This is a genomic window from Bartonella harrusi (assembly GCF_024297065.1).
GTDB lineage: Bacteria > Pseudomonadota > Alphaproteobacteria > Rhizobiales > Rhizobiaceae > Bartonella > Bartonella harrusi.
Map to the genome: position 1 here is coordinate 1216147 of NZ_CP101114.1, position 13059 is coordinate 1229205.

9 protein-coding genes and 1 pseudogene are annotated in these 13059 nt (G+C 37.0%); 5 read left to right on the forward strand and 5 right to left on the reverse strand.

The window, feature by feature from the left end:
* The first annotated feature begins 811 nt into the window (after nt 1-811).
* The 3 genes from thrC (at nt 812) to NMK50_RS05745 (ending at nt 6900) form a co-directional block, all read left to right on the forward strand.
* Nucleotides 812-2209: a threonine synthase gene (gene thrC, locus NMK50_RS05735; protein ID WP_254769670.1), complete on the forward strand. Its 1398-nt coding sequence runs from the start codon at nt 812-814 to the stop codon at nt 2207-2209.
* 84 nt (nt 2210-2293) lie between these two features.
* Nucleotides 2294-3571 carry a M16 family metallopeptidase gene (locus NMK50_RS05740; RefSeq protein WP_254769671.1) on the forward strand — a complete coding sequence of 426 codons (1278 nt, stop codon included), beginning with the start codon at nt 2294-2296 and terminating at the stop codon, nt 3569-3571.
* A gap of 440 nt (nt 3572-4011) precedes the next feature.
* Nucleotides 4012-6900, forward strand: coding sequence for an EAL domain-containing protein (locus tag NMK50_RS05745; protein ID WP_254769672.1), 2889 nt, complete (start codon nt 4012-4014; stop codon nt 6898-6900).
* Nucleotides 6901-6945: 45 nt separating this feature from the next.
* Here NMK50_RS05745 and NMK50_RS05750 read toward each other — a convergent pair whose 3' ends face one another.
* Nucleotides 6946-7530: a YqgE/AlgH family protein gene (locus tag NMK50_RS05750; RefSeq protein WP_254769673.1), complete on the reverse strand. Its 585-nt coding sequence runs from the start codon at nt 7528-7530 to the stop codon at nt 6946-6948.
* A 71-nt stretch (nt 7531-7601) separates the two neighbouring features.
* Here NMK50_RS05750 and NMK50_RS05755 point away from each other — a divergent pair, with 71 nt between their 5' ends.
* The gene (locus tag NMK50_RS05755; protein ID WP_254769674.1) at nt 7602-8456 is read left to right on the forward strand and encodes a protein-disulfide reductase DsbD domain-containing protein; all 855 of its coding nucleotides are present in this window, start codon (nt 7602-7604) and stop codon (nt 8454-8456) included.
* 48 nt (nt 8457-8504) lie between these two features.
* Here NMK50_RS05755 and rnhA read toward each other — a convergent pair whose 3' ends face one another.
* From rnhA to cyoE, 4 genes and pseudogenes are all read right to left on the reverse strand, one after another.
* A complete protein-coding gene (rnhA, locus tag NMK50_RS05760) occupies nt 8505-8972 on the reverse strand; it encodes a ribonuclease HI (RefSeq protein ID WP_254769675.1) in 468 nt (155 codons plus the stop codon).
* Between the two features lie 4 nt (nt 8973-8976).
* Nucleotides 8977-9935, reverse strand: a pseudogene (locus tag NMK50_RS05765) (homoserine kinase).
* On the reverse strand, nt 9935-10984 hold the full coding sequence (ispH, locus tag NMK50_RS05770) for a 4-hydroxy-3-methylbut-2-enyl diphosphate reductase (RefSeq protein WP_254769676.1): 1050 nt from the start codon (nt 10982-10984) through the stop codon (nt 9935-9937). Before ispH ends, NMK50_RS05765 begins: the two are co-directional and overlap by 1 nt.
* Nucleotides 10985-11187: 203 nt before the next feature.
* Nucleotides 11188-12123, reverse strand: a complete 936-nt coding sequence (cyoE, locus tag NMK50_RS05775) for a heme o synthase (protein WP_254771201.1) — start codon at nt 12121-12123, stop codon at nt 11188-11190.
* 375 nt (nt 12124-12498) lie between these two features.
* Here cyoE and NMK50_RS05780 point away from each other — a divergent pair, with 375 nt between their 5' ends.
* Nucleotides 12499-13038 carry an invasion associated locus B family protein gene (locus NMK50_RS05780; protein ID WP_254769677.1) on the forward strand — a complete coding sequence of 180 codons (540 nt, stop codon included), beginning with the start codon at nt 12499-12501 and terminating at the stop codon, nt 13036-13038.
* Nucleotides 13039-13059: the final 21 nt, after the last annotated feature.

The following is a 13059-nucleotide window of genomic DNA, read 5'->3' on the forward strand; positions in this document are numbered from 1 at the left end:
ATGTTGGAACAGCCCTTGCTATTTAGACAATTCATAAGAGGCATTTTTGCTCCTTTCTTTAGAGTTTTTTACCCACACATCAGCCCCGCTTATGACATGCAGAAACATAGTTTTGATGATTGATTGAGCATGAGATGAGATGAGATGAGATGAGATGAGATGAGATGAGATGAGATGAGATGAGATGAGATGAGATGAGATGAGATGAGATGAGATGAGATGAGATGAGAGAATATTACAATATTCGGGTGTCTCATTCAACATGCAAAACGATAAATTATCCGTTATAAATCAATGCGTTGTCGTATCAATATAGCAACTTATTAGCATAAAAACTGATCATTTAAACGTAATAAAGGTCTTTTCCAATGCACAGTTTTACGTATAAATGTTATAAATTATTTCGTAAACACCTCAGGGAAAATCATAATATACGATTTTATAAAGATTCATTATCGTACACGTTATTGATTATACGAGGTTAAGAAAAAATAGCACCAGTCATTAAGTTTCATGAAAAAATTATTCGATAAATGTTCTTTTGTATAACAATCGTGATAGGCAAAAAACAATTCAAATATAACATAATCAAGAAAAGAATTGTTTCTTGTAATATAAAAAATCTTTAATATTCAATATATTATATAAAATATCCTCAAGTGCTCATGTTTTTGTTTCTTTTGTCACTGATTTTTCATTATTTATAAGCATAAACAAACAAACTTTTATTCATTTAATAATTTGAATATTATTAAAAACATGAAATATATAATTGCATCATTTTACTGCAAATAAATGAAAGAAAAGATTCATGAAATATATTAGCACAAGAGGTGAAGCCCCTGTTCTAGGCTTTACTGAAACGATCATGACTGGTCTCGCACATGATGGAGGGCTTTATCTACCAGAAAAATTTCCTCAATTATCACCCAATGCATTACGAGCACTGCGCGGTCAATCCTATACAACAATTGCCAAAAAAGTTCTCTGGCCTTTTGTGAATGAGGAAATCGAATATACCTCTTTTGAAAAAATGATTGCTGAAACTTATGCCACTTTCCATCATCCAGCAATCTGCCCATTACTCCAAACTGGAACAAACGAGTTTATCCTTGAACTTTTTCATGGCCCCACTTTGGCGTTTAAAGATGTCGCAATGCAATTTCTTTCAAGGTTGATGGATCACGTTCTCACTAAAAAAAATAAACGGGCAACGATTATTGCTGCTACATCAGGTGATACTGGTGGTGCCGCAATACAAGCCTTTGCTGAAAGAAAACATTCAGATATTTTCATTTTGTTTCCTAAAGGACGCGTTTCACCTCTTCAACAACGACAAATAACGACTAACCAAAGCAGTAATGTTCATGCCATTGCTATTGATGGAAACTTTGATGATTGCCAAGCGCTTGTCAAAGGAATGTTTAACGATCATACCTTTCGACAAAAAACAGCTCTTTCTGGTGTTAACTCTATAAACTGGGCACGCATTATGGCGCAAATCGTTTACTATTTTTCATCTGCACTTTCCCTCGGTGCTCCTGATAGAGCTGTTTCATTTACTGTTCCTACTGGAAATTTCGGTGATATTTTTGCAGGTTATGTTGCTGCCCGTATGGGGTTACCGATCGCACAGCTCATCATTGCAACAAATGATAATGACATCCTCGTACGTACATTAACCAGCGGTACTTATGAAACACAACCGATAACCCATACAACATCACCGTCCATGGACATTCAAGTCTCTTCTAATTTTGAACGCTTACTCTTTGAAAGTAATGATCGTGATTCAGTATGGATTCGCAATGCAATGGAAAACTTGAGAAAATCAGGATCCTTTCATCTTAATGAAAAACAACTTAAGAATATTCGTTCTTTATTTTCTGCTGGGAAAAGCAACATAGCTGAAACAGCACAAACGATTGACCATGTTTATAAAGAAAGCGGTTATCTTGCTGATCCACACACAGCTGTTGCTCTTAAAGTAGCGCGTGAAAACAAACAGCCATATATTCCAATGATAGTCCTTGCCACCGCTCATCCTGCAAAATTTCCTGATGCTATCAAAAATGCCTGTGGAATTCATGCGCCCTGTCCATCTAGTTTGAACAATTTAATGGAATCCGAAGAACGTTTTATAAGTCTTGCTAATAATGAAAAAATAGTAAAAGATTATATTTCTTTAAAATCATGCGCATCTTATTGAAGTTAGCTGCATTGAGTCAAATCAACAATCTTCCAATTGCCCTTAATAATAAGGTATTTGGCTTATTAATGGAGTCATAAAGACATGCGTGTAGATATTAGTCGCCTTAGTAATGGTATGACGATCGCCACACATACAATGCAACAGATTGAAAGTGTAGCGCTTGGAATATGGGTTAAAGTTGGTTCACGCAATGAGACCTGTGCACAACACGGTATCGCCCATCTTCTCGAACATATGGCTTTCAAAGGAACGCAAAACCGTACAGCCTTTCAGATTGCAACCGATATTGAAGATGTTGGCGGTGAAATTAATGCTACGACCAGTACTGAAACAACTGCATATTTTGCACGCGTACTTAAAAAAGATGTACCGCTTGCCATTGATATTCTCGCTGATATTTTGATGTGTTCAAAATTTGATGAAAATGAATTGGAACGAGAAAAACAAGTGGTATTTCAAGAAATTGGTGCCACTCATGATGTCCCTGATGATATTGTTTTTGATCACTTTACTGAAACAGCGTTTCGTCACCAAGCTCTTGGTCGCTCTATTTTAGGGACTCCCAAAACAATTCAATCCTTTACATCTGCTGATCTCCATAATTTTATGAATCAGCAATATAGTGCAGACCGTATGATCATCGTTGCAGCAGGAGCGGTACAACATAAAAATTTTTTGCAAGAGGTTGAAAGCCGCCTTAGCACTTTTCGTTCCCATGCAACAGCACCACTCACCAATCTTGCTAATTATGTTGGTGGAGATTTTCGTGAATATCGTGATTTAATGGACACACAAGTTGTTCTAGGATTTGAAGGACGTGCTTATCATGCACGTGACTTTTATACTGCGCAAATTCTTTCAATTATACTTGGTGGTGGTATGTCATCACGCCTCTTCCAAGAAGTAAGGGAAAAGCGTGGATTATGCTATTCTATTTATGCTTTTCATTGGGGTTTCTCAGATACTGGACTTTTTGGAATTCATGCTGCCACCGGACAAGAAGGGTTAAAGGAACTTCTTCCAGTGATTCTTAATGAGCTCTCTAAAGCTAGCAAAAATATTCATGCCAATGAACTTCAACGAGCACAAGCACAATATCGTGCGAACCTTATAATGTCACAGGAAAATCCATCTAGTCAAGCACATCTCATTGCCCGTCAAATGCTTCTTTACGGTCGCCCCATTCCCATATCCGAAACAATGAAACGCTTAGATCTCATTACTCCTGCAAGATTAACTGATTTAGCACATCGCCTTTGTATCAATTCTACTCCAACATTAGCCGCTATCGGACCTGTTGGTCCTCTCATGAATTTTGATGATTTAACATCAATCCTTTCATACAAAAAGTCAGATTAAATGAAAATCTTCTCAAAATGCTTTCGTGCGTATAGAGACATATTTTTATAAAGTAGCTCCATCATAATATGCACAGATTTTATAATAAAATTTACCACAAAAGTTCTTTTTACTAAATAAGTTTGGGAAATATTTATCAAAGAGCTGTACAAAACTACCAAATGCCTCCTTCATGTGATAAAGTCATTGCCAAGCGAAGTTGTCTCTATGAAATGTGAAAGCTCATGGTTTGATTTTGCCCTACAAAAATATAAAACTCTATCAGCTTCAAACTTCACTAAAGTAAATGAGGGGTTGATCTGTTTTTGTATAAAATCTTATGACTTTTCAAAAGAAAACAATAACCGCTTGTTATGTAGATCAAATGATAAAAGGTGGACGTTTTTTCTCGAAAATCTAAATTAAAATTAAATATCCTATAATATTGAGAGTGGGACATTGTGAAGAGTTTGCGTAAAGTCATTGACATCATTTTTATTATTATTGTCAGTTCTTTTATCCATCTTACGCCAGTACAGGCAATTGAACCAGTTAAAATTTCTTCTCAAGATGCTGCTCTTGATCTTTCAAAAGCAATAGAAATTCATCATACAAATAACTCTATCTTTCAAACAAGTACAGCTCCAGGACCAGATGGTATTGTATGGCGCATTGAGGTCCAAGCAAAAAGTGAAAACTTTTCTGGAAATTGGGCCGTGTTTTCTCTTGCAAATCCTACAGACGAACAAATCGATCGTCTTATCGTTGCTCCACATTATCGTATGGCTCATTCAGGATTTCTTTGGCCAGATCTCGGATCAGCAAGGATTCAATCCATTACTCCAAGTGAAGGCTTTTCTCTCGATCGTCAAGCGAGTGCGAACTCTGATATCTTTCGTATTACACTGAACCCTGGCGCTGTCGTTACATTTGTTGCTGAACTCAATTCTGCAAACCTACCGCAAATCTATTTATGGCAACCTGAAGCCTATAAGGATGCCATCAATTCTTATACACTTTATCATGGTATTCTTCTTGGTATATCAGGTCTTTTAGCACTCTTGCTAACCGTTCTTTTTGTCGTTCGTGGAACAGGACTCTTTCCTGCAACAGCTGCTATCGCTTGGGCAGTACTCTTCTATATCGGTATTGACTTTAACTTTTTAAATAAATTTTTTGCAATTACTTTAACAACACAACCAATCTGGCGTGCTGGGACAGAAGTAGCACTTGCTGCTACACTCTTCATTTTCCTTTTTACTTATCTACGCCTTAATCGTTGGCATTATCACTTCAGTTATGGTGCAATCATATGGACCATCGCTCTTTGTGGTCTTGGAACATTTGCTGTTTATGATCCAACCAGAGCAGCTGGAATTGCTCGTCTGTCTTTTGGACTTACTGCCATACTTGGTATAATTCTCATCAGCTATTTTTCCATTCGCAACTATGACCGAGCCATCATGATTATCCCAACATGGCTGCTCATTAGCTTCTGGTGCGTTGGAGCCTATGCATGCATAGCAGGGTCTTTAAATAATGACATTATTCAGCCCGCATTAGCAGGGGGATTAGTCCTTATCATTCTTCTTGTTAGCTTTACTGTTATGCAGCAAACTTTTTCCAATGATGCTTTCCATGAAGGAATTTTTTCCGACCTTGAACAACAAGTGCTTGCTGCAAAGGGCGCCGGAAATATTATTTGGGACTGGGATATTGAACGTGACCGCATCGTTGTGCACCCAAACATGGCAACCCTTTTTGGTACTGAACCCCACAAACTCAATGGTTCTATGCGTAACTGGATTTCAGCCTTGCACTACGATGATCGTGAGCGCTTTCAAGCCATATTAGATATTATTCTTAAAAACAAAAAAGGGCGTATTGATCAAGTTTTTCGGTTGTCTTCTGGTGGTGGTTATTATCATTGGTTCTCTCTTCGTGCACGACCAGCTATGCAAAAAGATGGCAAAATTACGCGTGTTATTGGAACCATTGTCAATATTACCAACCATAAAAAAGCTGAAGAACGTTTATTGCACGATGCTATTCACGATAGCTTAACAGGACTTCCTAACCAACAAATTTTCTTCGACAGACTACAGAATTATACTTCTTTGGCTAAAGCGAATATCAAAATTAAACCCACTGTCTTTATGATTGACTTTGATAATTTCCGTCAAATTAATCGCAAATTAGGAATAGCTGTTGGTGATACTGTATTGCTCATCATAGCACGTCGATTAAGCCGCCTTATTAACTTTCAAGATACCTTATCACGTCTTTCCGCAGACCGTTTTGCAATTATTTTACTCAGTGAAACTGAACCACAGAAAATTGCAGCATTTGCTGATCATCTGCACAAAACAATTTCAGCGCCTATTTCACTTACAGAAAAAAAAATAACACTCTCAACATCAATTGGACTCGTCACATGGAGTGAAAGTAGATCCACCGCTAAAGATATTTTAAATGATAGTGAACTAGCAATGATCCGCGCCAAACAAATGGGAGGTAACCATATTGAACCTTTTCGCCCCAATTTTCGTACCTTAGGCATTGAACATAACACTATGGGAAAAGATATTCATTACGCTATAAAACGTAATGAAATAAAAATCCTCTACCATCCTATCCTTAATTTATCAGATGGACACATTATTGGTTTTGAAACAATTGTAGAATGGCATCATCCAAATTATGGAAATTTAAATGTCTCTGATTTTATCAAGATCGTAGAAAATGAACAAATGGTTATGAATTTATCCCAATTCATCATCGATAATGCCGTCCTTGATCTTACAAATGTACAAGAAAAATTCTCCCAACAATCTTTCTTTATTTCCATTAATTTACCAAGCACAGAAATGGTTCATCCGCGCTTCATCAGTCAATTGCGCTCTACTTTACTGCGACACCCGCTCAATAAAGGGGGGTTGATGATAGAAATATCTGAGTTTGTCTTAAGAAAAAATCCTGAACAATCAGCTCATTTTCTTGAACAAATTAAAGCCCTTGGCATGAATCTTGCTCTTGATAACTTCGGAACAGGTTATTCGTCACTGGCTTATCTTGTGCGTTATCCATTCGACATGGTTAAATTGGATCGTTCACTTATTTCAATAGACTCTCTCAAAAAAAGAATTGTTCTCAAGTCCATTATTAATATGGCAACCGATCTTAATTTGCAAATTATCGCAGAGGGCGTTGAAAATGAAAAAGAAGCAATTTTTCTCCGTCAAGAAGGTTGTAAATATGTTCAAAGTATACTTGTTACGAAGCCAATTGCTATCGAAGAATTAATCACTCTTGTTCAAAATCATTTTCCTTATATAAGAAAAACATCATGAATAAAATATTGTATGAAATCAAAAAACTTGAAAAAGAATGAAAATCTAAGCGTGTCCCATTTCAGAAGCGAGATAGGTTGGGTTGATTCCCATGCGAATTAAACTTTCATCATATTTGCGACTTAAATCACTTTCAAAAATAAAACTAGGTGATGTGGAGCTAATTAACCAACCATTCGTAGAAATTTCTGCCTCAAGCTGCCCCGCTTTCCATCCAGCATAACCTAATGCAATCAACGCATATTGTGGACCTTGTTCACAACTCATCGCTTTCAAGATATCAATCGTTGCAGTAAAACAGATTTTATCCGCAATAAAAACAGTTTCTTTACAAGCATAATCATCTGAATGCAGTACAAAACCCCTTGAAGGATCTACAGGTCCACCATAGCGTACTGGAAACTTTTTTATCGGTTCAGAAAGGCATTTTTTTTGGCCACTGTCTATGACACCAAGGTGAAGCAAAAGCTCTGGAAAATCAATATGGTGCAATTGATTAAGAATAATCCCCATAGCACCAGCATCAGAATGCGCACAAATATAAATAACAGAACGCATAAAGCGTTTGTCATCCATTCCTGGCATTGCTATGAGTAACTGTCCCCCCAAAAAACCATTACACTGCTTCATCAATCTGTTATTCTCCATAATTTACATGATAAAATTCACTTTAGTTAGTACAACAGGAAAATAAAGTTCCAATGAAAAAAATCCAAACATTTACAAATTTACAAAATAGCGTAATTGCTCTTTATAAAAGATTTTTAGTTACTTTAAGTTTAACATTCATCATTTTAGAATTACTTAATTTCTCTGTCAGCGCTCAAACAAAACCAAACACAGATCTTTTTGCAACATCTTGGTATGAAGCAGATGGTGGACGTATCAGATTGGCTCTTACTGAACCATCTCCCTCTGGAATAAGAGATGGTATTATTGAAATTGTTCTTAAACCAAACTGGAAAACCTACTGGCGCAATCCAGGCAATTCAGGCATAGCAGCATTTTTTCACTTCAATCAACAGGTTTCTTATGAAATCTTTTATCCTACACCACAACTCTATGAGACAGAAAATGATTGGTCTTTTGGCTACAAAGATAAAGTCGTATTACCTTTTACTCTTTCCGGTTTGAGTAACAATTTAAGTGGCACTTTAACTGTTGGATTGTGTTACAAAATCTGTCTTCCACTTACTGTTAATTTTGATTTTTCTCCATCTCTTCAAAAGAATAAACGTCTTCCTTTGTCCTTGTTAAAGGAAGCTCAAGATGCCTTACCCCGTCCGACGCAGCATGAAATGAAAATAAGCGCTGAAAAAAAGATAAATACCCTCTTCATCAAAATACAAAAGAATGATGACATTCCCCCTCACTCCCTCTTTTTAGATGGAGGAGACATGCAAATTGGACCAGCAAAAAAAGTACGTGAGAACGCCAACAACACACTCTTTAGTGCTCCAATTTATTTCATAGCAGATAAAGAAAACCACACTGTTTTTTATACAGTTTCTTTTAAAAGCCATGCTTTAAGTGGTACATTTACACTTTATGAATAACCATCTCTTCTGCCCCCCGTAGCAAAAGAGAAAGACTTATAAAAAGGATTATTTTTCAAAACATCCGTTTTGGCGATATTGAGTAATTGCTTTCCGAGCAAGAGCATCTGCCCGTTCATTATCGGGGTGTCCGGCGTGCCCTTTTACCCAATGCCATCTGACAGTATGACGAGAACAAGCCTCTTCAAGAGCTTGCCATAACTCTCTATTTTTTACAGGGCTTTTTGACGCAGTACACCAATTATTCTTCTTCCATCTTGCAAGCCACACAGAGATCCCGTTGCGTACATAACTTGAGTCCGTATAAAGATCGACAAAACACGATTCTTTTAGTGCCTGCAATGCCTGAATGGCTGCCATCAGTTCCATTTGATTGTTGGTTGTTTGCACTTCTCCACCATAAAGTTCACGTTCATGACCATTCCAGCGTAAAATTGCTCCCCATCCTCCAACTCCAGGATTACCGGAACAAGCGCCATCTGTATAAATTTCAACGATTTTTTGTTGATTTAGCATACACTCACAAACCTAGTTCACTCAGAGAACCCACATTACTGAAAAAACAAAGCTTATGCCAATACTCCCATGGATTTTTTTTACGACAAAGCTCTCTAACGGTGTATTAAACCAATCATAAAGGCGTGTAAGTAAAAAACGTAAGGAAGCACCACGTGCAAACAAAATCATAGCCTTCATTTCTAAAGGAACTAATGGTCTTATTTTTTGATAATTTTCCAACAAGCTCCGTGCTTTGAGAATATTATAGGAATGGTCCTGTTCAAAGCACCAAGCATTCAAACAGATAGCTAAGTCATAAGCCAAAAAATCATTACACGCAAAATAAAAATCTATAATACCAGAAAGACGATGATTCAAAAAAAATACATTATCATTAAATAAATCAGCGTGAATAATCCCTGTTGGTAAATTTGATGGCCAATTTTCTTGTAAAAAAGACAATTCCTTATTAATTTTTTGCTCAAATTTTTCTAACAACTTGTCTTTACTCTTTTTGCACTGCTCCCATAATAATTTCCAATCCATGATAGAAAGAGTATTTTTACGGCTCCGTGTGAAACTCTGTCCTGCTAAATGCATTTGTGCTAAACTCGTTCCTACCTCACCACAATGACATATATCGGGCTGACGAATCCATTTTCCTTCCAAAAAGGTAATAATGGCAGCAGGACGCCCTGCTAATTCATCAATCATTGTTCCATCATTTTGCACCACGGGTTGAGGGCACGCAATTCCACACTTCCTTAAATGCTGCATCAGACTGCAAAAAAAAGGCAAATCATCTTTTGAAATGCGTTTTTCATAAAGTGTTAGAACAAATTTCCCTTTTGTCGTATACAGCATGAAATTAGAATTTTCGATCCCTTCGGCTATACCTTGATAAGATAAAAGCGAACCTATCGGATAGCGTGATAAAAATACCTTCAAATCATTCGGACGAATATTTGTATAAACTGCCATTATTTTACTTTCGTTACAGGCGTATTTTGATTTCCATTTTTCAGTATCTCAGCTCGACCATTAACAAAAGCCAGATCTTGAGGTGTTAAAGTGATATCACGTAATTCGCGACTCACCAAAAACGTTTCTGTTTCTACCACTGTTTCAGCCAATTCTATTGTAACATCATAGTGCGCACGAAAAGCTGAAATGATTTCATCAATAATAATTTCAGGAGCAGAAGCTCCCGCTGAAAGACTTACCACAGAAAGGGGGCTCAAATGATCAAAATCAATTTCATCAACCCGCTGAACTAAAACAGCCTTCTGCGCACCAAACCTTTCAGCAACCTCCACCAAACGTCGTGAATTAGAGGAATTTGGCGCTCCAACAATCAAAAATAAATCACTTCCCATTGCTGCTGCCTTAACAGCGTCTTGCCGATTCGTTGTCGCATAACAAATTGATTCAGCCGCTGGAGATTCTAATGCCGGAAAACGCCGTTGTAAGACATCAAGAATCTCTGCTGTATCTCCAACAGAAAGTGTTGTTTGTGTCACAAATCCTAATTTATCCGGATCATTTGGTTGATAATATAAAGCATCTTCAATCGTTTCGATTAATGTTACAGCCCCTTTTTCAAGCTGTCCCATTGTTCCTATCACCTCAGGATGACCCGAATGACCAATTAATATAACATGACGCCCCTGCCGTTGATGCCGTATCGCCTGTTTATGAACCTTAGAAACCAACGGACATGTTGCATCGAGATAAAACAAATTATAGCGTCGCGCCTCTTCTGATACAGATTTTGGTACACCATGAGCAGAAAATACAACGGGTTGATGCCGATGTTTTTCTGGAATCTCATCAAGCTCTTCAACGAAAACAGCCCCACGTTGCTGCAATCCTTCAACGACATAGCGGTTGTGGACAATTTCATGACGAACATACACTGGAGCGCCATATTTTTTTAATGCAAGAAGAACAATTTGAATAGCACGATCAACCCCTGCGCAAAATCCACGTGGACCACAAAGACGTATTGTTAAAGGAGGAAGTAAAGACATAAACCACCCTTAATATCTATAATTTTTACCTCAGTTTCAAACAGGCTACTGTATAGACTATTGTTATACACGATATAAACGGTATAAAGAAAAAAAAGGAGAAAGGCTACCTTCCTTCAGGAGAGCATCCATATCTGGCTCTCTTTTATCATATATTTTTCAAGCAAAGTTGTCTTTTCACTCGCTTTTTTCATTTTGCTCTTCTAGAAGGCAATAAAATGCCAAACTAAGGTTTCAATTAAAAGAATTCCGAATATAGCGGCCAAATAAAATAACGAAAAGAAAAATGTCTTTTTTGCCATCAAAATCGTTGCATCATGTGTCTCGGCTTTCCACAAATGATAAGAAAAATAAATAAAAATAATGCTCAAAATTGTTGAAATAATACCATAGAAAATCCCTGCAAAACCAATAATAAAAGGTCCCGCTGTACATATCGCCATAAGAATAGTATAAAACAAGATCTGTTTTTTTGTTGCATACGCACCCCGTACATTAGGCATCATAGGAATGCCCGCTGCGTCATAATCAAGAGATGAAAATAAAGAAAGAGACCAAAAATGTGGTGGGGTCCACATAAAAATGATTAAAAATAAGATAAAACTCTCAATACTCACGGTACCCGTTGTTACAGCCCATCCAATCATTGGTGGAAAAGCGCCAGATGCTCCACCAATCACAATATTTTGTGGTGTTATCCGCTTTAGCCAAATTGTATAGATAACAACATAAAAGAAAATTGTGAACGCAAGAAAAAGTGCTGAAAACCAATTAATGAAAATTCCCATAATCACTACAGAAAGCACTGAAAGGGTCATACCAAAAATAAATGCCTTCTTAGCGCTGATTTTACCGGTAGGAATAGGACGATTTTTGGTACGTTCCATCACTGCATCAATATCAGCATCATACCACATATTAAGTGCTCCCGCACCTCCTCCCCCGACAGCAATACACAAAATTGCTAAAAAACCATAAAATGGACTAATCGAAACTGGCGATACAACGAGTCCAACGAGAGCAGTGAATACGACAAGTAACATAACCCGTGGTTTTAATAACGTAATATAATCACCAATACTGGGTTTGGGCGGGATTGCTTTACCACTTGCCGCCGATAATTCTCCTGAAACAGACATTCCAATCAAAGACCTTTTCCATTTTTGTCATCCACAAACGAATATTGTCTTGTATAAGGGAAAAGCCAACAAATAGCACAACATTTTTGAAAACATATAAAATACCTCTCCTCTTCCCCAAAAATAGCGTGCAATATTTGCAATATTTTTTTAAAACACATTATTTCTCACACGATTAATACACTATATACATATACAAAATATCATAAAGCAACGCTAAAAGCATTGTCCTCTAGGATACACTCTTTTTTCTAATTTTATTTTGTTTCTGTGAATTAATCTGTTTAGGAAAATAATGGTTTGTGTTATAATTTTGGCTTGAGAATTCTTTTTTATACAGGTCTACACATATTAATGAGATAGTTAGGGTTTTCTGTGATACTTTATAAATTGATAAAAAAAACTCTCTTTGTTCGTATTATTCTCTATACACTCTGCAATATTTCTGCCCATTACGCACTTGCACAAACGCCTCATGTGCAAAATGTCCCTGCTCCACAAACTTATGGTGCATGGACAAAAGTTTGCTCTTTACCGCTAGGCACACCTAATATACAGTGTGAAGTTGTACAAAATGTACATACACAAAGTCGCCATGATATTACTCTGCGTGTTACGTTTTATAAACTCCCTAAAAATCAAGGCGCTTTAATGCGCGTTTTTGTTCCAATCCGCGTTGAGTTACCCCCAGGTGTTGGGCTTAAAATTGATGATAAAAATATGGGAAGAGTAGAATATCGCCGTTGTCTTGGTGATAGTTGTGTTGCTGAAGCGGTTCTTAAAGAAGACACATTACAGCTCTTTTTAAAAGGTAAAATGGCGACCTACTTTATTTTTACAACTCCTGAACAAGCTGTTGGAGGTACCTTTGATCTCCAAGGTCTTCACGAAGCCTACGTGGCTTTACCAACATAATAGAATTGACGTATATTGCAT

Excerpts from the sequence above, each read along its gene's own strand:
- thrC (WP_254769670.1), top strand. The coding sequence starts at position 812 with ATGAAATATATTAGCACAAGAGGTGAAGCCCCTGTTCTAGGCTTTACT.
- NMK50_RS05740 (WP_254769671.1), top strand. The coding sequence starts at position 2,294 with ATGCGTGTAGATATTAGTCGCCTTAGTAATGGTATGACGATCGCCACA.
- NMK50_RS05750 (WP_254769673.1), bottom strand. The coding sequence starts at position 7,530 with ATGAAGCAGTGTAATGGTTTTTTGGGGGGACAGTTACTCATAGCAATG.
- NMK50_RS05755 (WP_254769674.1), top strand. The coding sequence starts at position 7,602 with ATGAAAAAAATCCAAACATTTACAAATTTACAAAATAGCGTAATTGCT.
- rnhA (WP_254769675.1), bottom strand. The coding sequence starts at position 8,972 with ATGCTAAATCAACAAAAAATCGTTGAAATTTATACAGATGGCGCTTGT.
- ispH (WP_254769676.1), bottom strand. The coding sequence starts at position 10,984 with ATGTCTTTACTTCCTCCTTTAACAATACGTCTTTGTGGTCCACGTGGA.
- cyoE (WP_254771201.1), bottom strand. The coding sequence starts at position 12,123 with ATGTCTGTTTCAGGAGAATTATCGGCGGCAAGTGGTAAAGCAATCCCG.